We start from the raw sequence: 23612 nt of genomic DNA, 5'->3' as shown, positions 1-23612 counted from the left end.
TGTCAGCGGCGCGCCGCTCTCGGATGAGCCTGATCGTAAACGGCCAGCAACCGGTCTCGGTTCACTTCCGTATAGACTTGCGTCGACGAGAGCGAGGCGTGACCCAAAAGCTCCTGAATTTGGCGTAAATCGGCTCCGGCCGAAAGTAAATGCGTCGCGAACGAGTGGCGCAGCGCATGCGGTGTTGCCGTATTTGGTAAGTCTAGGTCCAAACGCAACTTTTCCATCGCGAGCTGGATGAGGCGGGGTGACAGCGGACCGCCTCGTGCGCCGCGAAACAGCGGTTCATTTGCTTCGAGTGAATACGGGCAAAGCCGCATGTAGGTCGCGATGGCGTCCGAAACCACGGCAAGCGCCGGGACGAGGCGTTCCTTCTCGCCCTTACCTTTGATGTGCATGATATCGCGGCCGTCGATCGGCGCGGTATTGGGCGTAAGACCTAAAGCTTCACTGATCCGCAGACCCGCTCCGTAAAGCAGTAGCAGAACCGCCGTATCGCGGGCCGCGATCCATTCCGCACCGTCACGCGTATCGCGATCGATAAGAGATGCCGCCCCTTCGACGGTCAGCGGCTTTGGAATGGAATGCGGGATCTTTGGCGCCGCGACTTGCAAAACAGCCCGGTTTTGCAAGACATGTTCGCGTTCGAGCCAGCGAAAGAAGGTCCTGAGCGCCGACAGCGACCTCGCAAGCGAGCGTGACGTCACACCCGCCTTGCGGCGGTTCGCGAGAAACGCGCGGAACGTTCTCGTGTCGAGCCGTTCGAGATCGCCGAGGCACGGCGGATGTCCGAAATGCGATTTGAGGAACGCCAGAAATTGCCGCGCGTCGCGCTCGTAGGCTTCGCGTGTCGCGACGCTCTGACCGCGCTCCACAACAACATGCCTGAGCCAGTCTTCGACGACGCGTTTGAGATCGCCGCTGAGCGGCAGCTCATCATCTCCCGCCAGAATGTCGTCGAGCGATTGCGCCACTGTCCCCACCATCGGATGCGCTTCGACCCTTTGCGGGTTCGGTTAACAAAACGTTAACGACGGCTCAAAGCACCTTGCCAGGGTTCAAAATGCCCTTGGGATCAAGCGCCTTTTTGATCGCGCGCATCATGTCGAGTTCGACCTCGGACTTGTAACGCTTGAGAACGTCGCGCTTCATTAGCCCGATCCCGTGCTCGGCCGAAATCGAACCGCCAAGCTCCGTGACGAGTTCGAAAATCGCGTCCGACATCTGATCCCACAGCGCGAGATATTGCGCCCGGTCCATGCTTTCGGGCTGCGTGACGTTGTAATGCAGGTTGCCGTCGCCGAAATGTCCGAACGGCACCGGCCGCGCTCCGGGGCAAACACGCTCGACAACTTTCTCCGCCCGCTGAAGAAATTCCGGAATGCGCGCAACGGGCACGGAGATATCGTGTTTGATGCTGCCGCCCGCACCTTTTTGCGCTTCGGAAAACGCGTCGCGCAGCCGCCAGAAATCCTCCGCTTGGCGCAACGACCGCGCGATTGCGGCATCGCGAATGAGACCTTGGCCGTGAGCCGACGTCAGCAACGGCTCGATGGTATTCGCGATCCGCGTGCCCTTGCCGCCGTGAGACAGTTCGATCAGCACATACCAAGGATAATCGTCCGTGAAGGGATCGCGCACGTTCGGCATATATTTGAGGGCGAATTCCTGCGCCCGATGCGCCCAGAATTCGAACGCGGTCAGCGATTGTCCGGCTTCCGCTTCCGCCCGCCGAAAAAGCTTCATCGCGGCTTCGGGCGTCTCGAACGCGACGATGGCGGTTTCGCGTTCCGCCGGCATTGGGAAAAGCTTGAGACACGCCGCCGTAATAACGCCGAGCGTCCCTTCCGAGCCGATGAGAAGATCGCGCAGATCGTAGCCCGTGTTGTCTTTCTTGAGTCGCCGCAGCCCATGCCAAACGCGGCCGTCCGCGAGGACCGCTTCAAGGCCAAGCGTCAGGCTGCGCGCGTTGCCATAGGCAAGGACCGCGGTGCCACCGGCATTGGTCGCCAGCGCGCCGCCGATCTGCGCGCTGCCTTCAGATGCGAGGCTCAGCGGAAAAATGCGACCCACGCTTTTCGCGGTTGTTTGCGCTTCCGCCAAAGTCACACCGGCTTCAACGATCATCGTCCCGCCGGCCGTGTCGACATTGCGAACAGTCTTGAGCCGCCCGAGCGACAGCACGATCTCGGTGCTATCGTCCGATGGAATCTGCCCGCCGACGAGGCCCGTATTCCCGCCTTGCGGCACGATCGCGACGCTCTCCGCATGTGCCAGCGTCAGAATCCGCGCGACTTCGTCCGTCGAACCCGGACGCAGAACGACGGGCGTCGCCCCCGTATAGCGATCGCGCCACTCGCGCAGAAAACCGATTTGGTCTTCCGCCCGCGTCAACGCATTCACCTCACCGACGATGTCGGCGAAACGCCCGATCAAACTTTGAGATATGGCCTTCTTTCGCACGTGCTCGTGCCCGACTCCCGTAATCTACTCAGGTAATCTTCTGCCCTGTCTTCTTCCAATCGTTGACGAAGGCCGTAATGCCCGCGTCAGTCAGCGGATGCTTCACCAGCGCTTTCAAAATGCCTGGAGGAATGGTGGCGACGTCGGCGCCAATCATGGCCGCTTCCTTGACGTGATTCACGGTGCGGATGGACGCCGCAAGAATATCGGTCGAAAGATCCGGGTAGTTGTCATAGATGGTGCGGATCTCGCGAATGACGTCCATACCGTTCAATCCAATATCATCAAGGCGGCCGATAAATGGCGAGACGAATGTCGCACCGGCCTTTGCTGCAAGCAGCGCCTGGTTCGCCGAAAAGCACAGCGTGACGTTGACCATCGTTCCTTCGCCCGTCAGAGCCTTGCAGGCTTTGAGCCCGTCGAGCGTCAAGGGAACTTTGATGGTCACGTTCTTGGCGATTTTTCGAAGCACCTCCGCTTCCTGCATCATCCCGGCATAGTCCGTCGCCGCAACCTCGGCCGACACCGGCCCGGGCACGACCGCGCAAATCTCCCGGACGATCTCCTTGAAGTCGCGGCCGGCTTTCGCAACGAGGGTTGGGTTCGTCGTGACGCCGTCAAGCAGGCCCGTCGCCGCCAACTCCTTGATCTCGGCCACGTCGGCGGTATCGACGAAGAATTTCATTTCTTTCTCCCTACCTCGTCCCTTAAGTCTTGCGAATCTGCCTTTGGTGCGCCGCAACTCCGGAGCAAACCTAGCACGACCGATTCTCGGAGGAAGCTTCTAGTCCGTTGAACGCCCCTTTGGATAGCCTGCTTGAAATTCTGGATAATGGCGCCGAGCCTGGCGTCCGCAGCGTGCCCGTGCTGATGCCGGTGGCACTCGACCAGACCTATGACTATCTCGTGCCCGAGGGGCTGGACGCTTCGCCCGGATCCTTTGTGCTTGTGCCGTTCGGGCCGCAGACCCGCATCGGCATCGTCTGGGATGGCCCTCGCGGCGAAGGCAAGCCCGTTGACCCGAAGAAAATGAAGGCCCTGACAAGCCGCATCGACGCCCCACCGCTCCCCGAAATCTCGATGCGGTTCGCCGAATGGGTGGCCCGCTACACGCTCGCGCCGTTGGGCATGGTCGCCCGCATGATGATGAGCGCCGACACAGCGTTTGAGCCGCCTAAGCACCGCTTTGGTGTCGCGATCGTCGAAGGCGCAACGCTTCCCGCTAAAATGACCTCCGCTCGCTCCCGCGTGCTCGACATCGCGGCCGACGGCCTCGTGCGCGCCAAGTCGGATCTTGCGCACCTTGCTGCCTGCTCGACGGGCGTGATCGACGGCCTCGCGGCGGCCGGGATGCTCGTCGAAGTCGCGATTCCCGAACGGGTCTTCCCCCGCCCGAAGCCCGATCACGCAACCGCAAGCTTCACCGCCGATCAGGAGCGCGCCGTTGCTTCGCTTGTAAGCGCCGTCAACGCCCACAACTTCTCGGTCACCCTGCTTGATGGCGTCACCGGCTCGGGCAAGACGGAGGTTTATTTCGAAGCCGTCGCCCGCGCGCTCGAAGCTGGAGGTCAGGCGCTGATCCTGCTTCCCGAAATCGCGCTGACGAGCCAATTTCTCGATCGCTTCGAGCGCCGCTTCGGTACCCCGCCCGTCGAATGGCACTCGGCGCTCAGTCCCGCCGAGCGCGGCCGCATCTGGAAGGGCGTCGCGCGCGGCGATGTCCGCTGCGTCGTCGGCGCCCGCTCAGCGCTCTTTCTGCCGTTCTGCCAACTGGGTCTCATCATCGTCGACGAAGAGCACGACCAGGGCTTCAAGCAGGACGATCGCGTCCATTATCAAGGCCGCGACATGGCCGTCGTACGGGCCAACATCGGAAAATTCCCCGTCGTACTGGCGTCCGCCACGCCTTCGATCGAAAGTCACGTCAACGTCCTGATCGGACGCTATCGCCACGCGGTTCTGCCGGGACGTTTCTCCGGCGTCGACATGCCGGACGTCTCCGCGATTGACCTGCGAACCGAGAAGCTCGAACCCGGCAAGTGGCTGTCGCAGCGTCTCGTTCAAGGCATTACCGAGACGATGGAGAAAGGCCAGCAATCGCTGCTATTCCTGAACCGTCGTGGATACGCGCCGCTGACGTTATGTCGATCCTGCGGCCACCGCCTCGAATGCCCGCAATGCACCGCTTGGCTTGTCGAGCATCGGTTCAAGAAAAAACTCACCTGCCATCACTGCGGCTTCTCGCTGGCGCTTCCCGAAAAATGCCCGAAGTGCGCAAGCCCCGGTTCGCTCGTCGCCTGTGGACCCGGCGTCGAACGCGTACAGGAAGAAGTCGCGGAACGTTTCCCCGACGCCCGTGTCGCGCTTTTGTCATCCGACTTGATCCCCGGACTGACTGAGATGCGCGCGATGATCCACAGTATAGAAGCGCGCGAATTCGATATTATTATCGGCACGCAGATCGTCGCCAAGGGCCATAACTTTCCGGGCCTCGCTCTCGTCGGCGTCGTCGACGGCGATCTCGGTCTCGCCCACGGTGCCGATCCACGCTCCGCCGAACGCACGTTCCAGCTCTTGCATCAGGTGACGGGCCGCGCTGGGCGCACGAGCTTCGTCGGTCGCGGTTTCGTCCAGACCTATTCCCCCGACCATCCGGTCATGCAGGCCATCGTCGCCGGCGACCGCGACGCTTTTCTGAACTACGAAGTACGGACGCGGCAGGCGGGGCTTCTCCCACCCTACGGCCGCTTAGCGGCTATCGTCGTCTCATCGCGCGACAAGGCCCTCACCGAAGCCGTCTCCCGCGACATCGCACGTCGCGCGCCCCCCAGCGAAGCGATCTCCGTCCTCGGGCCGTCTGAAGCGCCGATTGCGATTGTTCGCGGCCGCCACCGCTGGCGTCTTCTCATCAAGGCTCCGCGCGACGTCGATTTGCAGGGCTATCTCCGCGCTTGGGCTGGAATGATTCCAAAACTCAAGTCGGACGTCCGCATCACCGTCGACATCGACCCCTACAATTTCCTTTGATGGCGTCTGTCGCATGCGTGAGCGCTCTGCGGCATGTTTGCCATAAGCCCAAACCCTTCGGACGGTCTGCGGTTCATATCATTCCGTGATGCCTTCAAATCGTCTAAACGACAGAGGCGCGGCCGTGCGTTCGCGCTGCACGCTACAAACACAACGCGCTTTGAAAGCCAGACATGCCTCTTCGCATTGCCGTCCAGATGGACCCGATCGATCGCATCGACATTCGCGGCGACTCGACGTTCGCCATTCTGCTCGAAGCGCAGAAGCGCGGGCACGACATCCTCTATTATACGCCGCCCGACCTCTCTCTGCGCCAAGGTAAGCTGCTGGCGCGCGGCCAAACATTGAAGGTCGAGGACAAGCACGGCGCGCATTACGCGCTCTCCGATCCACGCGTCGTTGATCTGAGCGAGCGCGACGTCGTTCTGCTCCGGCAGGATCCGCCGTTCGATATGGCCTACATCACGACGACGCATCTGCTTGAGCGCATTCACCCGAAGACGCTCGTCGTCAACGATCCGGCGCAAGTGCGCAACGCGCCCGAAAAGCTTTTCGTCCTCGACTTCCTTGATCTCATGCCGCCGACGCTCGTCACGCGCTCGCTCGCCGACGTGCAGTCATTCCGGGCAGAATACAAAGACATCATCATCAAGCCGCTCTACGGCAACGGCGGCGCGGCCGTATTCCACATCAAGCCCGGTGACGGCAATCTCGCCTCTCTCGTCGAACTCTTTCAAACGGTCTTCCGCGAACCTTTCATGGTTCAGGAATATCGCCCCGAGGTGAAAGAGGGCGACAAGCGCATCATCCTGATCGACGGCGAAATTGCAGGCGCGATTAATCGCGTTCCCCAGATTGGCGAAACGCGCTCGAACCTGCATGTCGGCGGCACCGCGGTCGCGGTCGATCTCACCGCCCGCGATCGTGAAATCTGCACGCGCCTCGGGCCGGAACTCAAACGCCGCGGCCTCATTTTCACAGGTATCGATGTCATCGGACCATACATCACCGAGATCAACGTCACGTCTCCGACCGGCATCCGGCAGGTAAAGGCGTTCGGCGGCAACGACATTGCGGCGATGATTTGGGATGTCATCGAAACGAAAAGAAAATCGAACGCGTGACCTGCGAATTCCAAGCTCATGCCGACGAAAGGGCATTCACGATGAAATCGTTCACGATCGCAAGCGCCGTGATAGCGGCTTTCTGTTTCGCCGCGGCGTTGCCAATCGAGGAAGCGAATGCCGTCACGGCGTCGCCGTTCGCTCCGCTGCTCGGCCGGTGGAGCGGCATCGGCATGATCGGCTATAAGGCAAGTCCGCCGGAAAAAATCAAATGCCGCGCCACCTATCTGATGGCCGATGCGCCCGACGAGATGAAGCAGACGATCCGCTGCGCGACGGCCGGCGGTAATGTCGAGATCGTCAGCAACGTCAAGGAAGCGGCCGGCAAGCTCGCGGGCCATTGGAAAGAGACGATCCACAACTTCGAAGGCGACCTGACTGGCGACGTCACGCCAAAAGGTTTCCGCGTCGTCATTAAGAGCGCGGACGTCTCGGCCAACATGGACATCATCGTCGATAACGGGAAGCAGGCCGTCGAAATCCAGTTCGTCGATTCATCCTCGCTGCGCGGCATCACGCTGATTATGTCGAAGGGTTGACGGGACGTTCCAACTCGAACCGCGTAGAGGGGAACTCGTCTCGTTCCGTTTTTGTTCTTGACTTAACCTCGGCATATTATACTTCCCAAACCCAAAACGAGGATGCTAGACATGCTGAAGGGGAAGCCCCATGAAGGTGGCAACCCTCGGATCGGAATGTTCCGGCTATCGGATGATTAAAACCGTCACCATAAAAAATTTCCGCTCATTCGCGAGCGCGAAAATTTCCAATATGCGTCGGATAAATGTTGTCGTGGGCAACAACGCTAGCGGTAAGACGGCGTTGTTGGAGGCGATTTTCCTTGCCGCAGGGGCAAGCCCAGAAATGGCGTTCAAGTTGCGCACTTGGCGCAATCAGGAAGTTTTCAACATCTCCAATGAGCAAAATTCTTACGATGCTCTTTGGACCGACTTCTTCCATATGTTCGATCAACGCTCAAAAATAGATATCTCTCTGATCGATTCCCACGGCGATCAGAGAAAACTCGAAATCAAGTTTCAGGACGTTGGGGCAGACCTCTTTCTGCCGCTCACCGGATCATCCCAATTCTCTCAGCCGCAACCAGTCGTTCCGATAGAGTTTAAATGGAAGGTTCACGGTAAGGAATATGTAAGCGTTCCGGAGATTGACAATCACGGCCTCAAACTTCGAGCAACTCAGCTTGCCCCGATTGCCGCGTTATTTTACAGCACAGCAACTCAAAACTTGAACCAACAATATGCTCAATTTTTTTCTGCTTTGAGCGCCAAAAAACTCGAAAAGGATGTGATCGAACTTATTAGGAAAGAGTTCAAATTTATTGAAAATATTGAAGTTTTGATCAAAGACGGCATTCCAACGCTTCACGCCACTGTGCAGCTTCTTCCTGAAAAGGTTCCGCTTTATTTATTGTCAGATGGCGTCAACAAGCTGATCAATATCCTGCTCGGGATAGCGATGTTCCCAAAGGGGATCATCATCATCGATGAGATTGAAAATGGCCTTTATTTCGAGCGCATGCCATCGGTCTGGCGGTCCATCCATGCCTTCGCAAGAAAATATGATGTGCAGATAATCGCCTCTACTCATAGCGCGGAGTGCCTAAGAGCGCTTCGTGATGCGCTTTCCTCAACGCCCGATGACGCGCTTCTCATCCGCACCATGATTGAAAATGGCGTGACCTCTACGGAACAATTCTTAGGATCCTCCTTTTTCAAAGCACTCGAAATGGGAGAAGTGCGGTGACCGCGAATGAGCCGCTTACTACGCAGCGGCTTCTGTTGTGTGAGGGCGTAGAGGATGCCCAGTTTTTTCGCGCACTCATAAGAATCAGAAATTTAGGTGCATTTGACGTGCGTTGGGTGAAGGACGTAGGAGGGACGGCTGGCATTTCCGGCTTTAAAGACGCCCTCATTGGATCTGTGGCACTGAGCAACTTCAGAAAGATCAAACACGTCTGTTTGATCGCCGATTGCGACAATCACTACGGTGAAGCCTTCAAGAATATTAAGAAGCAGATAGTTGAAGCGAATAGTGACCAAACGGTAGAGGCTCGTTTTCCCGTACCCGATGCACCTTACAAGCTCGCGAACGGCTCACCTCTCTTAACGGTGCTAATGGTTCCGTCGGCCAATAAAAAGGGAGCGCTTGAGTCGCTCATCATTGAGGCGATGCGGGATTTGAAGTTTTTTCAGAAGGCGTTGACCTGCGCTGCAGAGGCGTTGACGTGTTCGGGCGCCGATAAGTGGCAGCAGCAGAAGGTCGATAAAGCGACCATGATCACAACTTTGGCCATATCGAATACGGAAGACCCCGCGATCAATCTAACCAGACTTTGGGGGCGTCAGCCTGATTTGATTCCCCTTACACACAAGGCATTTGATGACATCGCTAAGGCGCTCTCGGCCTTGAAAACTTAGTTCTTCGCTTCTTTGTCAATCTTCTTAGTGCGCGCGAGCTTCTCAAAATTCTTCTCTATGTTGCGCTCATTGGCATCCACCCCAAGTTCCTTCGCGGCTTCCTGAAACCGTTTGAACTGCTCTTTGGGATCTAGCTCTGGTTCTTTGCGTTTGGGCATGGTGCTCAGCAATGTGCTTCGACGGAAGATCCCGCGATTTTGATCTTCGAGGCAACGCTTAAAGAATGCGATTGCTCAGCAATCGGAAGATCATCGTCCGACGGGCGTCCTTCGCCATACATGGTCCAGAACTTAGAAGGGGCTTCAGGAAGTCCAGAAAACGCCTCACGTCCCAGTTCCGCGTCCACAATGATATGCGAAATTACGATTTCTTGTAGCTCGCGTCGCAAATCCTCATACGTGTCTGCTTGCGCAGCGATATCGTACTGGAGACATTGAGCAACCCAGCCGCCCGCTTCTTTAAAGGCGACGACGTTAATGACTATCCTAGTCTCACTCATAAACTAAAGCCTGTTTCCGCACGAAAGGGCATTCTATCCATTCCCTTAGCGTCATCCAATAGCTTTGCAAGCAACATTGCGAATCGTATTTTAGCATGGCTCACCCGCATCCCAATGCGCCATCTCTCAAGCAGTTTGTGGACAATGCGGTCCGGCAAGGGTGCGTTGAACGCGTCGTGTCAACGACGGGCCGGAGATACCTAAAAACAGCAGATAACCGCTTCGCTTTCCTGCCAAAAATTGCGGACGAAGAATTGATACTCCCTGGTAAACTGGCGGAGTTAGTTCGAAATTTGGGTGTCGGCGGCTACGATGAATTTTTGGAGCAGTGCGGATACACCGGAGACGGAAGAACCAAGGCTCATTGATCCCTTTAGTCATCGTCTTCAGTTGCCAAACGAAGTTCGATGATTTTTTCCGACGCCAATTTCTTCAGATGGTCGACGATAAGGGAACGGGCAATCTCGGCTCGGTTGGTTCCGTACACGCTTCCTATCAAGTCGTCGATCATTGCGATGGCCGACGAAGGCAAGCGTACAGCAATCTGTTCCTTGGCCATTGCAGACTCTACAGAGACTCTTGCCAGACTCTGCAAATCATCGCATACTTTGGCAATAGAAAAGCCGCCACCCCTTTCGGGATGACGGCCCCACCGCTAGGCGCAAGGTTCCCCTCGTCAGGTTACTTGCGCTTGGTCGGCTTCACAGTTTCAACGATTGTCGTTTTAGGACGAGCAATCGCCACTTTCACGGGAACGAACTGGCCGTTGCCAGCATCCCGTCCTCGTTTACCGCTCATGAGATTTCTCCATTGCGCGGAAGCGGAGGAAGCCGCCGCTCCGAGACACCATCGCGTTGCCCCGCCGTTTCAGGGTCGCAATACGTCTTGGATTGGCCTCTGGAACTTAGGCGATTCGTTTTCTCTTATCGAATCTTCGTCGTCGCTTTACTGCCCGCTCATTGACGGCTGGATCAGGCCCGACCAGTCGTTCGATAGGTCAACCGCTTGCCTTGAGCACCCTTGATCATTTTTGAAGCGCGGGTTTCGTCATCGACGCCAAGCGCGATCCGGTTGTTATACCGGAAGTCGAACTCTGCCAGATAACGGTGCAGGTGCTTCTCTTTGCAGTGCTGGTAGGTGCCACGCATGCCGCGCTTGAAGACTGAGAAGTAGCCTTCGACGGTGTTGGTGTGGACGGTGTGATTGAGATCGACGTAGCGGACGTATTCTTCTTTGGTGTGGTCGATGCGGTCATGGCTGGCGAAGTCCATGAGCTGGTATTTGTAGAGCTGGGCACTGTCGGTCATCATTGAAGTTTCGCGATCCACGTTGGCCTTGATGATCGGAATAACTTCGCCAACGGTCGAACCCGCAACGTGATAGCTGCGCACGCTGCCACCGCGCTCAACAAGCGAGAAGATAACGTTCTTGTGCATGGCTCCGTAGAACTTCTGTCCAGGGCGGCTGCGGCCCTTGGGATGGGTTGAGGCGCGGCCGTAAATGGTTTCGTCGGCTTCAACGACTTCGCCTTCGCCGCCCATCGGCGGCATCAGGGAGCCAACCCGCATCGCTTCGCGAATACGATGGCCCATGAACCATGCGGTCTTGAGAGTCACGCCGAGGGTCCGGTGAAGCTGGTTTGAACTGATGCCCTTCTTCGATCCGGCAACGAGATAGAAGGCCTGGAGCCAAAGGTGCAGCGGGACTTTGCTCTGCTCAAAGATGGTTCCGACAGTCACCCGGAACTGCTTGCGGCAGGCGTAGCACTTATAGAGGCCGAAGCGGGTGGCTTTGCCTTCCATCTTGGAGACGCGCTCTTTCTCAAAGCAGTGCGGGCACTGAGCACCGTTCGGCCAGATGCGAGCCTCAACCCACTTGTAGGCAGCTTCTTCATTCTGGAGGTGCTTTTGCGAAAGTAGCGACATTGGGAATCTCCTATGAGTCTCAATGTACTGCTTCGTCGTGGGTTTGGCAAGTATAATATTGCCCTTAACCTCTCAACAGAAATTACCATCGCCCTCGGGTTACGGGGGCAAGCATGTACGGCCAGATCTCGACACTCGCATTCGTCGGCATCGAGGCGCGACCGGTCGAGGTGCAAGTGCGCGTCACGCCCGGCGCGGCAGCCTTCGCCATCGTCGGCTTGCCCGACAAAGCTGTCGCCGAAAGCCGCGAGCGGGTCCGCAATGCGCTCCACGCCGTCGGGCTGGGACTTCCCTACAAGCACATCACCGTCAACCTAGCGCCCGCTGACTTGCCGAAGGAAGGCAGCCACTTCGACCTCCCGATCGTCCTCGCGATGATGTCGGCAATGGAGGCCATCGCCCCCGACGCCATCGCCAATTATGCCGCCATCGGCGAATTGGCGCTGGACGGGTCCATCCGCGCCGTCCCGGGCACACTTCCCGCCGCCATCGGCGCCAATGCGCTGGGCAAGGGCCTCATCTGTCCGGCCGCCACGGGGCCGGAAGCGGCATGGGCCAGCGACGAGATCGACATCCTGGCGGCACCGCATCTTCTGTCGCTCGTCAACCACTTCAAGGGCATGCAAACGCTACCGCGGCCGAAGCCGAACGTCCTGCCGGTGCAGAGCTACGCCGCCGATCTTCGCGACATTAAGGGCCAGGAAACCGCCAAGCGCGCCCTCGAAATCGCTGCCGCCGGAAACCACAACCTACTGATGATCGGACCGCCCGGCTCCGGCAAGTCGATGCTGGCGTCGCGCTTGCCGTCGATCCTGCCGCCGCTACAACCCGAGGAAATCCTCGAAGTATCGATGGTGCACTCCCTCGCTGGAGAACTGATGGGCGGTAAGCTGACCGTCGAGCGCCCGTTCCGTGCTCCGCACCATTCCGCCAGCATGGCCTCTCTCGTCGGTGGCGGCTCGCGCCCTCGGCCGGGAGAGGTTTCGCTCGCCCATCACGGCGTGCTCTTTCTCGACGAGCTGCCGGAGTTTCAGCCGAACGTGCTCGATGCGCTGCGCCAGCCCTTGGAAAGTGGCGAAACCGTCATCGCGCGCGCCAATCACCGCATATCCTACCCCTCGCGCATTCAGCTCATCGCCGCGATGAACCCGTGCAAATGCGGTGGCGGCAATCCGGGCGAGCCGTGCAGGCGCGGCCCGCGCTGCGCTGCAGATTATCAGGCGCGTGTCTCCGGCCCATTGCTCGATCGCATCGACCTGCAAATCGAGGTCCCGGCGATCTCCGCCGCCGACCTCGTCCTTCCTGCGCCATCCGAAGGCAGCGCCGAGGTGCGCACGCGTGTCGCCGCTGCACGAGAGCGTCAGCGCGCGCGATTTGCAGCGCTGGGGGCCAGAGGCGTGCGAACGAACGCCGATTGCTCGGCCGCCCTTCTCGAACAGACGGCAATGCCCGACGAGCCCGGCGTCGCGCTGCTCCGCCATGCCGCCGAGACACTCGGTCTCTCGGCGCGCGGCTTCCACCGCACCATCAAAGTCGCGCGCACGATCGCCGATCTCGAAGGCGCCGCAACGGTCTCGCGTGCCCATGTCGCGGAAGCCCTGAGCTATCGCGGCGAGACTTTGCGGCGAGCGAGAGCAGCCTAAGCGGGTTGCCGCTTTTTGGAGGCAGGACGATGGATTTCCCCGACTCCTCGGTGATCCGATCTGCCGATTACGATCCGGTAGCGCGCACGCTCGACGTCATCTTCAAAGGCGGCGGCCGCTACACCTATTTCAACGTCCCCGAACGAATATTTGATGCTTTGGTTGAGGCATCATCGGCAGGCGAATATTTCAATTCGCACATCCGCGATCAATATTCCGGCCGTCAATGCCAATAGAGTCCGCTCAAACAAATCCGGGGCCAAACGGCCCCGGAAGAAACGCCAACGATCAAGGACGGCCCTCAGCCGAACACGGACTTGACGCCCGCCTGCATCGCAGCCGCCTGTGCCGCATTGCGCAGTAAGCACGCGATCGTCATCGGTCCGACGCCACCCGGTACCGGCGTGATGGCGCCCGCAACCTTTGCGCATTCCTCATACGCGACGTCGCCGACGATCTTCGTCTTGCCGCCTTCCGACGGAACCCGGTTGATGCCGACGTCGATGATCGTCGCGCCGGGCTTGATCCAGCTGCCTTTGACCATCTCTGGAATGCCGACGGCGGCGATCACGAGGTCGGCGCCCTTCACGACGCTTTCGATGTCCTTCGTGCGCGAGTGCGCGATGGTCACGGTGCAGTTCTCGCGCAGCAAAAGCGCCGCGACGGGCTTGCCGACGATGTTCGACCGGCCGATGACGACGGCGTTGAAGCCCGACAGGTTGGCATGCACCGTCTTCGCCAGGATCACCGAGCCCGTCGGCGTGCACGGAACCAGTGCCCGTTCTCCAACCCAGAGCCGGCCGACGTTCACAGGATGAAATCCGTCGACGTCCTTGTCGGGATCGATCAGGTTCAGAACCTTCTCGGCGTTGATGTGCTTCGGCAGCGGCAGCTGCACCAGAATGCCGTGGCACGCCGGATCTTTGTTGAGCTTATCGACCATCGCCAGCACGTCGGCTTCGCTGGTCTCGGCCGGGAGACGATACTCCCATGAATTCATGCCGACCTCGACGGTCTGCTTGGCTTTGTTCGCGACGTAGACCTTGCTGGCCGGATCCTCTCCGACGAGCACGACCGCGAGGCCGGGCTTCAAGCCGTGTTCTTTCAGAAGCCGCGCGACTTCCACCGCCACTTCGGCGCGGACCTTCGCCGCGATCTCTTTACCGTCGATAATCTGGGCCGACATTACGCTCGTTCTCCTCGTTTTCTTATTTTCTGAATTGGCTTATTCGGTCTTGCAACAATCCGTCGAGCGCGCCCGGATCGCCCGAAATCCGCAAGGATTTGAGCCGCGATTTCCCACCCTTAGCGAGCGAAACGGAGTGTTTCGCTAAACCAAGCCATCGGGCGACGAGCTCTTCGAGAGCCCGGTTCGCCGCTCCATCCTCGGGAATTGCGCGGACGCGCGCTTGAAAGGCAGGACCGTCGGGGGTTTCGACCAACCCGTCAACCGCCTCTTTGGTGGATTTTGGCGTCAGGCGGAAGCGCGCAATGACGCACGCCGCCTCGTGCCGCCAAGCCCGTTCGGCCGGCCGACGGCCGCCCGGACCGTCGGTCACACCACCGCCTTGGCGATATTCGGCAGCACCACGGATTGAATGAAATAGCAGGCCAAAAGCAGAATGACGGGCGAAATATCGAGGCCGCCCATATTCGGCATGGCATTCCGGATGGGCGCGAGCAGCGGCTCCGTCACGGCGTTGAGACCCTGGTAGATCGATCGAACCATGGGATTATAGGGGTTCACCACGCCGAAGGCCATGAGCCAGCTGACGATCACAACGGCAATGACGATGTAGGTATAAAGCGTGATGAGATAACTGATAAAGCCCAGAAGCTCGAGCATTCGCCGTCCCGCAGTTAGGTGCCTCCGCGCCATGTAGCCCCGACGCCCCGTACCCTGCAAGCCCTTGATCCGACATGTCTGAAGACTTTCGCGGACGAACCGCGAACAGCGCCCGCTCGGGAGACTTTCAACAGCGATATCGCCGGCCATCGAACGCGCCCGAGGATGTCCGGCCACCCTTGCGCCGTAGACGACACCGCTTCCTTGACAATGCCGGAAGGCAAACTCTAAATGCCGCGCATTCGGGGCCGTAGCTCAGATGGGAGAGCGCTGCAATCGCACTGCAGAGGTCAGGGGTTCGATTCCCCTCGGCTCCACCAAATGATTTCAAGCGTTTGACTGCGCTTCTCACGAACCCAAAAATGCTTGTAGCTAACGTAAAGCTAACTTCCCAAGCCGGTTTTGAATGCGCGCGTGCTGAGCCAGTGCAACTCGGTTGCCGTTGTCTGTTCAGGGTACCAAACTACCCGACAGTAGCGGTGCGAGTGGATTAGGCGCGTTGCTTGCGCAGGATCGTCTTCAGGCCAGCACACGAGCTCGTCGAGCACATACACTTCGACGGGTGGTTTCGAAATCCACAGCGGCAATGCCTATGAGGAAGGTCTCAAGAAATTCTGGGACCCACAAACGTGACCTGTCCCAAGTCGAATTTCACCTGCTCGACACAGGCAATGTTGCCTTGGAGGACAAAGCCGACGAAATGGTCCCGTTGATACCCGATTTCCTCGATCGGAGCGTCGCCGCGAAGTAACTGCGAGGCGGCGGCACAAAGCGGGAAGATATCCGTGCGCCGTCGCCATCACACCACGTAAAGAAGAAACCAGGAAATGGCGCTGGAGACGCCGGACGAGAGAAGCACTCAGCCGCTCCAATGCGAACTGCGAATGACGCTGCAGAAATTCCCGCGGTGGAAATGCGGTTCCTTGTCGGCGATCACGTCGGCCTTGACGTTGCCAAACGTCGTTTCCGGCTTGTGCTTGATGCCGTCGTAGAAGGCCTGGATGATGTCGTCCTTGAAGTGCGGCGTCCTCGGAAAGGCTTGCACCACCGCCTCGCGTTCGGCGTTGGAATATTCGCCATAGGTCAGGCCGAGCACGTCCATTTCGACGCCCGCCGTCACCAGTGCGACGACCGGATGCATGTGCTTCGGAATGCCGGGCGTCGTGTGGAGCGCGATCGCTGCCCAGACCGTGTCGATGTCGGCCTGCGCAATGCCATGATGCTTTAGGAAATCACGCGCCGCGTTGGCACCGTCCACTTCGAACCGCTCGTCTTGGCTGCTGTGAGCCGTGGTGAGACCCATGTCGTGGAACATCGCGCCGGTATAGAGCAGCTCCGGATCGAACTTCAGGCTGCGCTGCTCACCGGCAAGTGCGCCAAACAGATAGACTCTGCTCGAATGATTGAAGAGCAGCTCAGTTTCAGTGTCGCGGACAATTTCGGTCACTTCCCGAGCAAGCTTGCTGTCGGGGATCTTTATGGTGTCGTTTCCAGTCATTTTGGGTCCTCCTTGCCGTGATCTCCCAAAGCCTAGAAACGAATGCGATTGTCCTCTATAGTCGTATCACGACGAATATGGACATTTGACTCGATCATGAGACGCACATCCGCCCCGAGGTCGATCGGTATCCTCGCGCTGCCCGGCGTTCAGATGCTGGACGTCGCGGGGCCGCTCGACGTATTCGCCGAAGCAAATGTCCAATCTGGTCGGCAGGCTTATGTGACGAGTGTGCTCGCGGCGGCCGCAGGACCGCTCGTCAGTTCGTCCGGCCTTCGCGTCCTTCCGGATGTCGTCCTCGGCCTCGGCAAGTCTGCGGTCTTCGATACGCTGCTAGTCGCAGGCGCGCCGCATCTCGGCGACACGCCGGCCGACCCGGCATTGCTCGACTGGCTGCGCCGATATGCGCCGCGAAGCCGCCGGTTCGGCTCGGTGTGCAGCGGCGCGATGCTTCTTGCCGCGACGGGCCTTTTGGATCGACGGCGCATCACCACGCATTGGGCCGTCGCCGAGCAACTCGCACGGCACTTTCCAGACGTGAACATCGAAATCGACGCGCTCCATGTGCGGGACGGGCAAGTTCGCACGGCTGCCGGTGTGACGGCTGGCCTCGACCTGGCGCTCGCTCTGGTCGAAGAGGATCTTGGACGCGATATCGCCAAGAAGGTCGCCTCCCAGCTCGTGATGTTCTTCAAGCGCCCAGGCGGCCAGCTTCAGTTCAGCCGGCGCGGCGAGACCAATCCCGTCGGCCGTTCCGCCTTGCAGGAAATCCAACGCTGGGTGATCGCCAACCCGGCCGCCGACGCGAGTACGGCGGCGCTCGCCGAACGCGCTGGCCTCAGTCCCCGTCACTTCGTGCGGTTGTTCTCTCAAGAAATCGGCATGACACCCGCAGCGTGGGTGGAAACGGTCCGCATCGATGTCGCGCGGCAGATGCTCGAATCCGGCGAACGGCCGAAGCAGGTCGCCGCGTCGTGCGGATTTGGCGATATCGACACCTTCCGTCGGGCGTTCCAGCGCCAGGCCGGAGTCACGCCAGCTGAATATCGGCGACGCTATGAGGTCGTCGCGGCGACCGGCGACATTCAACATCATCATTGAGCATGATTTGCCGAGGAATTAGCGCGCCCGATACGCCCGCTGTGTATCGTCCCGTCGCTAAAAGGCGAAACACATAAGATCGTTGGCAACCACGACCGGTCCTTTGTAATTCTGGCGGATCAGCGCTAAATCCTCGCCAAGATGGGTCAAGCTGCGCGCCATATTATGAGAGAGCACGACTTTGCCGACTCTGGCACGACCCGCAAGCTTTCCGATCTCGCTTGGCCTCGCGTGAAGATAAGCTTCGACATCGCCGGTCATCTCGGGAATGGCGTGATCCATGATCAAGATATCCACGCCATCGATCAGCGAAGCGAATGCCGGGTTATCTCCGTTCTGATCGCCTGAAAACGCAATCCGGCGCCCTCCCGCCTCGACGACGTAAGCGAGCGCCGGAACCGGGCCATGCGTCACGCCGACAGACATAACCTTGAAGCGCGCGTTCGCAAAAACGACCTTGGCTGCCGGCGAGGATGACAGCGGCACCTCCGTCATCGCCAGTTTGACCAGTCCGCCGCTGCCGTCGAGATAGCCCGAGAGATATCGGTAAGCGCCGTGCCTGGGATCGAGTAAATCCTGCATGTACTCGGAGATCCCGGGAAAGGCATTGCCGCCGGAAGGGCCGATAAGGGGCAAAGCCTCTCGGCGATCACTGAAAAACCCGCTTTTTAGAAGAGCGATGAGGTCCGCGACGTGGTCGGCGTGCAGATGCGTTATCGCAATGGCGTCCAGCGTCTCGAATTTGGCTTTCGCTTCGCCGAAGCGCAGGAAAATCCCGCCGCCCGCATCAACGAGGAGGCGCGCCTTTCCATCCATCCAAAGAACATATCCCGCGCTTGCGCGCGCGTCGTTGGCGTCCGGACCGCCGGAGCCGAGCACTTGGACAGCGGCCGACCCCGGGCACAAAGCCTCGGCCGAGCCAGGTGAAAGCGCAAAAGAGAATGCCCATGTCGCAGCAACGATGGAAGTTCGAATCGTGAGGAAGGAGGCCATCTACATTCCTTTTATTGCGCGGCAGGTGACCCCCGGTATCCGGGAGTTTTATTCGGTGGCTGAGCGTCGATCGTTACCACGCCACGCGGAAATGGGTTCGGCATCCGTTTGCACGCGTCATTTCGCAGTAAACGCACGGAATTTTAACGCCGGTCCCGTTTGAATCGCGGGTGGGTAGCGCAATGTAAGCAGGCGAACCCATTGGCTGGCGGACGGGCGGACGAGACATGCGCAGATACCATCACACCGTCATTGGCGTCGCGACGTTTCTTACAGCGATCCCAGGAGCGCTCCCTCTCTTGGATTGGACCGTGGCTGCCGCACCGGCGGCGTCAACCGAAACATCGCCGCCGAAATGGCAGGTTCCAGATATCGATGAACTCCCCAATGACAGTTGGGGAAAGACCGTCAGACTGGGCCGCGATCTCGTGACGAAAACCGATGCGTTGATCGGGCCGAATGCTTCCGACCCCGCGAAGCGCTACGCCGGCAGCGCGTTGGCTTGTCAAAACTGTCACCTCGGCGCCGGAACTACCCCGTATGGCCTGCCGTTGGTCGGCGTATTCGAAGACTATCCGCAGTACAGCGCTCGCGACGCCAAAGTCCAAACGCTGCAGGATCGCATCAACGGCTGCATGACCCGCAGCATGAACGGCCGGCCGCTTCCGGACGGTTCCGACGAGATGACTGCGCTCGTTTCTTACATGAAGTTCCTATCGACCGGCCGTCCGGTGGGCGATGTAACTCCCCAAGGTGGTTCCGGCATCATGCCCGAGTTAACTCGAGCGGCCGATCCGAATGCAGGCGCGAAAATCTTCGCGAACAACTGTGCCGCCTGCCACGGCGCCAACGGCCAAGGCCAACCTTCAGGCAGCGGCAAAGGCTATCAGTTCCCACCGCTTTGGGGAGACGGTAGCTTCAACGACGGTGCCGGAATGGCGACGCTGATCGATGCGGCGAACTTCATCCATTCCAACATGCCCCTCGGCGCAACGAATGCGCAACCCGTGCTGACGGTCGAGCAAGCGTGGGATGTTGCCGCTTATATCGTGTCGAGGCCTCGTCCGATGAAGCCGGGTCTCGAGGAAGGCTATCCGATCCTGACGGAAAAACCCGTCGACGTCCCGTATGGCCCTTATGCCGACGGATTTTCATCGGAGCAGCACAAATTCGGTCCATTCGCTCCCATTCGCGCGAAGCTCGAGGCGATTGAGAAAGCTCATCCGGCTGCATCAGCGGCAGATCGCTGATTTTGGCGACCACCATTCTAAATCCGACGTTTTGATTCGATCTCGTTGGCAATCAGCAAGTGCGATCCCGCGGCAAACCGCGGGTTTTTCGTTGCGATTTGGCCATTGCGGCGCATTTAAAGTTGGGACCGGCTTGAGGGGTCGATCCTTCGACCTATATCATTTGAGCGGTCGGACTATTGAGGGCTCGGGGCGCAGGGGCGTATGCTGATTGCCGTCAGTCGCTGGCCTTTAACGGGAAAGGCGGGGAGCAAAGACGATGCGGGGACGCGGCTTGTTATCCGTTGTCTTTTTTGGCGCGGCCGTTCTGCTGTGCGCGACCCACCCTGTTCTGGCCCGGCATCGTGCGCAACCGCAAACGACGGACCAAGACCCATGCGCAGCGCCGCACGCCTATGTGAGTGAGCGCATCAACCAGATTAAGGCCCTTCAAGCCTCTGCCCCCAAAAACAATGGAAGTTTGTTCGATATGGTCGCAGGCCAGAAGGACTTCGACGCCAAGAGATCGGTAGAGATATCCGAGTTGCGCTACGATGCGGACGGCGTCAATGCGCTGCTCGCCGCGGGAGGTTGCAAGGCCTTCGACCTAGACCAGGAGCTTTCGCGCGCCGCGAAATAGCGAGTTTGACCGTCCTTCCGGGCGGCCCAGGCGAAAAATGTGTACGGCTAAAGCGCCATCGCTCCAAGTCTTTCGCTGCCGGAAATACATCCAGACCTTATCGTCGAGAAGGGATGTATATAAGGACTATTGCAATCTCCAACTCATGCCGTCTATTTAGTTCATATTTGCGCTCCGGGTGGAGCAGAATTTCATTTTATCTGAAATTGGCCTGCTATGACGATAAGCGCCTTCGTTGCGGAGGACTTGCCAGCGTTGCTGGATCTCCTCTACGGCGCAGCCCTGGATAAAGACCGGTGGCCAGCGTTTCTCGAAGGGCTGATGAAGCCATTCGATGGCGCAAATGGGATATTGCATTTTTTCGATATCGAAACGCAAACGACTCCCGCCGCTCACACATTCGGCCTCGAGTCGAAATATCTCATTGGCTATCAAGAGCACTTTTCAAGTCTCAATCCTTATCCCATTCAATCGTTTGCGAAGCTGCCGCTGCTTCAGGTGCTGCCTGCAACATCTATTCTGAGCAGAGACGAAGCGCTCGGCACGGAATTCTATAATGATTGGATGAAGCCGCAGGGCATTAGTCCTGAGCACTTGGGGTGCATGGTATACAACGAAGATAGAGAGATGGTCGTCCTAGCCATCTCGCCGAGCACCGCAAAACTCGAACGGAATGTCGATCGTTACACGGAGCAGTTCCAGCTGCTCGCGCCGCACCTCAAACGCGCCATCGCCCTTTCCAAAGTTAGCCGCACGGACGTCGTTCGAGGCGGACTGCCCGCCCAATTTTCATGCGGCGCCATGGTCATTTCTCAAAGTCGCGCCATAAAGGCCGCCAATCCGCCCGCCGAACGCCTCTTACAAGAGGGATTACTTTTATCGATTGATCCACTCGGAAAGCTGCGCGTGAAGGATAGAGATATGAACGCGGAATTTGTCACGGCGGCCGAAACCGTATTCGTTCGCCGGGAGCCCGTCGGCGGCCCCGTATATTGCCGCATGCCTCTCACCGGAGACCGCGCCTCGATCATCGTATTGAAGCTGCCGCCCTCGGATGTCGATCGCGCGCTCGTTCTCCTGATAACAAAAGAAAATGGCGCCGCCGACTTGAACATTGCGCAATTCACCGGAGCCGAAGCGCGGCTCGCGAGGGCGCTTTTGAACGGCCAAACACTCGCCGAATTCAGCGAAGAGGTCGGCATATCGATCAATACCGCGCGTAAGCAGCTTGCCGCGTTATTTTCGAAGACCGGAACGAACCGCCAAGCCGCGCTCGTCGCGTGGCTTTTGCAGCGCGGTTCCTAGCAGAGGCACGGGGTAGTCCGAAAGTAGAGGCTTCCGGAATCAAGACAGGTGAGACAAATTTATCAAAAGGTTGCTGGAATAGAATTGAACCGGGTTACGAAAGTAAATCTAGATCACGCGGGGCAGACGATGAATATAATACGACGCTATTGTTGATCCCATAAATAGTAATCCCAGTGAATTTTGATGGTCCATCCGGCGCTCGACCTTTGACGCGGAGCAAGTTTGCCGACGGCGATTGAAGGAGCAATATATTATGTCAAATGACCGACTCGACTTTCTCGATTTATGCCGTGCTGTCGAAGAGGGCGCGCATGCCGACCTGTCAGAAGCGGATCGCGAGCTCTTGATTGTTCTTCATAAAGCGCTGAGTGGTTTGAAGGCGGCGGTCGAAAGAGCACTTTTGAATTCGCCCCTTGAAAAGCACGTGACGAATTAGCCCCGTCGTTTCACGCAGGAAACTGAATGATAATTGCGCAGCGCAAGCCAATTTCCGCGTCGCGAGTGCCATCGAAGTGAAAAGCCATCCGCGTTTCAACGCCGCGCCGCGCCGCGCGTTGACGCCACGGCTTTACCCATGCAGGCCGCTATCGAACGGCCACGTCCCCGTCCTAGACGAATATCGAGAAATTAATATTGCGCTTGACGCAATTTCGCCTTGCGCATAGTGCAAGATATATGATGCAGCCTTCAATGCCAAAGAGCATCGATGAGTGTCTGGCGGATGCCCGCGAGTTTCTGCTCGATGAGCGCAAGCGGCGAGGGCTGACACAACCGACCGTCGCCCGCGCTATGGGACTGTCGACGAGCCAATATTCGCGGATCGAAAGCGGCAGCGCCGAAATGACTCTCAGGCAGTTCTTTGCTGCCTGCGAAGCGGTGCAGATCGATCCCGCAATGGCGCTTCGATCATCCCGGCCGCGCTACGTCGCCGAGCTGCAGCAATCCAATCGCGTTCTAAAGAGCAAGCTCGACGCTATTACCCGGGCCCTGAAAGGCGACAAGGACACCTGGGACAAATGAGGTGAGAGTAAAACCATGGATAAAACATACATTACGATGGTGCTCGACCGTTCGGGTTCGATGAATAGCTGCCGCCAGTCCACGATTGATGCCGTAAATAAATATCTTGCGGAGGCGCGCGGCTCGGAACTCGCAACCGCCGATTTCGAATTGACGATATTCGACAGTTTGTCGATCGACACGATTAGGTCAGGCGAACTTTCCGGCGCGAAGGATATAACGGAAGGGGATTTCATCCCGCGTGAAATGACGCCCCTCTACGATGCGATGGGTCGCGGCATCGATAGTCTCGATGGCCGGGCGAAAGGGGGAAAAGCAATCCTCGTCGTCGTAACCGACGGCATGGAAAATCACTCCCGTAAACACACACACTCCAGCATCAGCGAGCTCGTGAGAACGCGCCAAGAGAAGGGTTGGCTGATCATTTTCCTCGGCGCTGGTCTAGATAGCGCGCAGCAAGGAGTGGGGATGGGGATCAACCGTGAAAACGTCGCCAATATCGGTCTCGACCAAGCATCGCTTTCCGCATCTATGGAGGTGATGGCGGCGACCAATCGAGACTACGCGCAGACGGCCAACATGGAAGAAGCGCGCGCATACTCCGCAGCTCCAAAAATTTCCGCGTCGATGCGCAAGCGGATGGGAGACCTAACTGGCGGCGCCAGCCTTTTCGGCCGGGGAGCCAAAACCCCGTCTTCTCCGTCGATCGGGAAGCCGGGTGAAAAAACCGCGCAAGCCGATTCCTGGAACGGCTCGTCCGAAGATGCTTGGAGAGCCAAAAGCTAATTGCTACCGCACGGATTGCTTTGCAAAAAAAACAGCCGCGCATCGAGCGCGGCTGTTGAATCTCGGCGTTCG

General features: G+C 58.6%; 26 protein-coding genes, 1 tRNA gene and 1 pseudogene. 16 read left to right on the top strand and 12 right to left on the bottom strand.

The annotated features are described in order from the left end of the window. Window positions 1-2: 2 nt before the first annotated feature. The 3 genes from WC811_RS12185 to fsa are packed head-to-tail and all read right to left on the bottom strand — an operon-like array spanning window position 3 to window position 3148. Complete coding sequence (locus WC811_RS12185; protein ID WP_372644840.1) at window positions 3-986, bottom strand: tyrosine recombinase XerC; 984 nt, start codon at window positions 984-986, stop codon at window positions 3-5. A 52-nt stretch (window positions 987-1038) separates the two neighbouring features. After that, window positions 1039-2463 carry an FAD-binding oxidoreductase gene (locus WC811_RS12180; RefSeq protein WP_372644838.1) on the bottom strand — a complete coding sequence of 475 codons (1425 nt, stop codon included), beginning with the start codon at window positions 2461-2463 and terminating at the stop codon, window positions 1039-1041. A gap of 28 nt (window positions 2464-2491) precedes the next feature. Beyond that, window positions 2492-3148 carry a fructose-6-phosphate aldolase gene (gene fsa, locus WC811_RS12175; RefSeq protein WP_372644836.1) on the bottom strand — a complete coding sequence of 219 codons (657 nt, stop codon included), beginning with the start codon at window positions 3146-3148 and terminating at the stop codon, window positions 2492-2494. A 107-nt stretch (window positions 3149-3255) separates the two neighbouring features. On the opposite strand from fsa, the gene WC811_RS12170 reads away from it, so the two are divergent. The 5 genes from WC811_RS12170 to WC811_RS12150 all read left to right on the top strand — a co-directional run bounded on the left by WC811_RS12170 (window position 3256) and on the right by WC811_RS12150 (window position 9052). Beyond that, the gene (locus WC811_RS12170; RefSeq protein ID WP_372644834.1) at window positions 3256-5490 is read left to right on the top strand and encodes a primosomal protein N'; all 2235 of its coding nucleotides are present in this window, start codon (window positions 3256-3258) and stop codon (window positions 5488-5490) included. A 173-nt stretch (window positions 5491-5663) separates the two neighbouring features. Beyond that, complete coding sequence (gene gshB, locus WC811_RS12165; protein ID WP_372644832.1) at window positions 5664-6614, top strand: glutathione synthase; 951 nt, start codon at window positions 5664-5666, stop codon at window positions 6612-6614. 41 nt (window positions 6615-6655) lie between these two features. Beyond that, window positions 6656-7153: a hypothetical protein gene (locus tag WC811_RS12160; protein ID WP_372644830.1), complete on the top strand. Its 498-nt coding sequence runs from the start codon at window positions 6656-6658 to the stop codon at window positions 7151-7153. A gap of 130 nt (window positions 7154-7283) precedes the next feature. Next, complete coding sequence (locus tag WC811_RS12155) at window positions 7284-8378, top strand: ATP/GTP-binding protein (protein ID WP_372644828.1); 1095 nt, start codon at window positions 7284-7286, stop codon at window positions 8376-8378. Next, window positions 8375-9052: a DUF3226 domain-containing protein gene (locus tag WC811_RS12150; protein WP_372644826.1), complete on the top strand. Its 678-nt coding sequence runs from the start codon at window positions 8375-8377 to the stop codon at window positions 9050-9052. Before WC811_RS12155 ends, WC811_RS12150 begins: the two co-directional genes overlap by 4 nt. On the opposite strand, the gene WC811_RS12145 is transcribed toward WC811_RS12150, so the two are convergent. The 4 genes from WC811_RS12145 to WC811_RS12130 form a co-directional block, all read right to left on the bottom strand. Beyond that, window positions 9049-9210 (bottom strand): hypothetical protein, encoded by a 162-nt coding sequence (locus WC811_RS12145; RefSeq protein WP_372644824.1) that lies wholly within the window; start codon window positions 9208-9210, stop codon window positions 9049-9051. The genes WC811_RS12150 and WC811_RS12145 overlap by 4 nt on opposite strands. Before the next feature lie 5 nt (window positions 9211-9215). After that, window positions 9216-9551 carry a type II toxin-antitoxin system HicB family antitoxin gene (locus WC811_RS12140; RefSeq protein WP_372644822.1) on the bottom strand — a complete coding sequence of 112 codons (336 nt, stop codon included), beginning with the start codon at window positions 9549-9551 and terminating at the stop codon, window positions 9216-9218. A 373-nt stretch (window positions 9552-9924) separates the two neighbouring features. Next, on the bottom strand, window positions 9925-10110 hold the full coding sequence (locus WC811_RS12135; protein WP_372644820.1) for a hypothetical protein: 186 nt from the start codon (window positions 10108-10110) through the stop codon (window positions 9925-9927). A 412-nt stretch (window positions 10111-10522) separates the two neighbouring features. Next, window positions 10523-11476, bottom strand: a complete 954-nt coding sequence (locus WC811_RS12130) for an IS1595 family transposase (protein WP_372644817.1) — start codon at window positions 11474-11476, stop codon at window positions 10523-10525. A 113-nt stretch (window positions 11477-11589) separates the two neighbouring features. Between WC811_RS12130 and WC811_RS12125 the strand changes: the two genes are divergently transcribed. Together WC811_RS12125 and WC811_RS12120 are read left to right on the top strand one after the other, a co-directional pair. After that, window positions 11590-13119, top strand: a complete 1530-nt coding sequence (locus WC811_RS12125; RefSeq protein ID WP_372644815.1) for a YifB family Mg chelatase-like AAA ATPase — start codon at window positions 11590-11592, stop codon at window positions 13117-13119. Between the two features lie 29 nt (window positions 13120-13148). Beyond that, the gene (locus WC811_RS12120; protein WP_372644813.1) at window positions 13149-13355 is read left to right on the top strand and encodes a KTSC domain-containing protein; all 207 of its coding nucleotides are present in this window, start codon (window positions 13149-13151) and stop codon (window positions 13353-13355) included. A 65-nt stretch (window positions 13356-13420) separates the two neighbouring features. Here WC811_RS12120 and folD read toward each other — a convergent pair whose 3' ends face one another. From folD to WC811_RS12105, 3 genes are read right to left on the bottom strand one after another with little or no spacing between them, the layout of a single operon-like run. Continuing rightward, complete coding sequence (gene folD, locus WC811_RS12115) at window positions 13421-14305, bottom strand: bifunctional methylenetetrahydrofolate dehydrogenase/methenyltetrahydrofolate cyclohydrolase FolD (RefSeq protein WP_372644811.1); 885 nt, start codon at window positions 14303-14305, stop codon at window positions 13421-13423. Between the two features lie 22 nt (window positions 14306-14327). Next, window positions 14328-14678, bottom strand: a complete 351-nt coding sequence (locus WC811_RS12110; RefSeq protein ID WP_372644808.1) for a DUF167 family protein — start codon at window positions 14676-14678, stop codon at window positions 14328-14330. Further along, on the bottom strand, window positions 14675-14965 hold the full coding sequence (locus WC811_RS12105) for a YggT family protein (RefSeq protein ID WP_372644806.1): 291 nt from the start codon (window positions 14963-14965) through the stop codon (window positions 14675-14677). Before WC811_RS12105 ends, WC811_RS12110 begins: the two co-directional genes overlap by 4 nt. A gap of 244 nt (window positions 14966-15209) precedes the next feature. On the opposite strand from WC811_RS12105, the gene WC811_RS12100 reads away from it, so the two are divergent. Then, window positions 15210-15285: transfer RNA gene (locus WC811_RS12100), tRNA-Ala, on the top strand. A 302-nt stretch (window positions 15286-15587) separates the two neighbouring features. Continuing rightward, a pseudogene (locus tag WC811_RS12095) lies at window positions 15588-15716 on the top strand (alpha/beta hydrolase); the annotation flags it as partial. Window positions 15717-15824: 108 nt separating this feature from the next. On the opposite strand, the gene WC811_RS12090 reads toward WC811_RS12095, so the two are convergent. Beyond that, window positions 15825-16463, bottom strand: a complete 639-nt coding sequence (locus WC811_RS12090) for an HD domain-containing protein (RefSeq protein WP_372644804.1) — start codon at window positions 16461-16463, stop codon at window positions 15825-15827. 96 nt (window positions 16464-16559) lie between these two features. Between WC811_RS12090 and WC811_RS12085 the strand changes: the two genes are divergently transcribed. Next, window positions 16560-17564, top strand: coding sequence for a GlxA family transcriptional regulator (locus WC811_RS12085; RefSeq protein WP_372644802.1), 1005 nt, complete (start codon window positions 16560-16562; stop codon window positions 17562-17564). Window positions 17565-17621: 57 nt separating this feature from the next. On the opposite strand, the gene WC811_RS12080 is transcribed toward WC811_RS12085, so the two are convergent. After that, entirely contained in the window at window positions 17622-18557 is a 936-nt protein-coding gene (locus tag WC811_RS12080; protein WP_372644800.1) for an MBL fold metallo-hydrolase, read from the bottom strand. Window positions 18558-18784: 227 nt separating this feature from the next. Here WC811_RS12080 and WC811_RS12075 point away from each other — a divergent pair, with 227 nt between their 5' ends. The 6 genes from WC811_RS12075 to WC811_RS12050 all read left to right on the top strand — a co-directional run bounded on the left by WC811_RS12075 (window position 18785) and on the right by WC811_RS12050 (window position 23540). Continuing rightward, window positions 18785-19807 carry a c-type cytochrome gene (locus tag WC811_RS12075; protein ID WP_372644798.1) on the top strand — a complete coding sequence of 341 codons (1023 nt, stop codon included), beginning with the start codon at window positions 18785-18787 and terminating at the stop codon, window positions 19805-19807. Between the two features lie 469 nt (window positions 19808-20276). Further along, the gene (locus tag WC811_RS12070) at window positions 20277-20426 is read left to right on the top strand and encodes a hypothetical protein (protein ID WP_372644796.1); all 150 of its coding nucleotides are present in this window, start codon (window positions 20277-20279) and stop codon (window positions 20424-20426) included. Between the two features lie 216 nt (window positions 20427-20642). Beyond that, window positions 20643-21731 carry a helix-turn-helix transcriptional regulator gene (locus tag WC811_RS12065; RefSeq protein ID WP_372644794.1) on the top strand — a complete coding sequence of 363 codons (1089 nt, stop codon included), beginning with the start codon at window positions 20643-20645 and terminating at the stop codon, window positions 21729-21731. A gap of 256 nt (window positions 21732-21987) precedes the next feature. Further along, window positions 21988-22170, top strand: a complete 183-nt coding sequence (locus WC811_RS12060) for a hypothetical protein (protein ID WP_372644792.1) — start codon at window positions 21988-21990, stop codon at window positions 22168-22170. 254 nt (window positions 22171-22424) lie between these two features. After that, window positions 22425-22754 carry a helix-turn-helix domain-containing protein gene (locus WC811_RS12055; RefSeq protein ID WP_372644790.1) on the top strand — a complete coding sequence of 110 codons (330 nt, stop codon included), beginning with the start codon at window positions 22425-22427 and terminating at the stop codon, window positions 22752-22754. A gap of 15 nt (window positions 22755-22769) precedes the next feature. Next, on the top strand, window positions 22770-23540 hold the full coding sequence (locus WC811_RS12050; protein WP_372644788.1) for a hypothetical protein: 771 nt from the start codon (window positions 22770-22772) through the stop codon (window positions 23538-23540). Window positions 23541-23612: the final 72 nt, after the last annotated feature.

The sequence above is a fragment of the Hyphomicrobium sp. genome (assembly GCF_041659645.1).
In the GTDB taxonomy this organism is placed as follows: Bacteria; Pseudomonadota; Alphaproteobacteria; order Rhizobiales; family Hyphomicrobiaceae; genus Hyphomicrobium_B.
The sequence above is the reverse complement of the archived record's forward strand: the minus strand, read 5'-3'. Positions and strand labels throughout refer to the sequence as shown.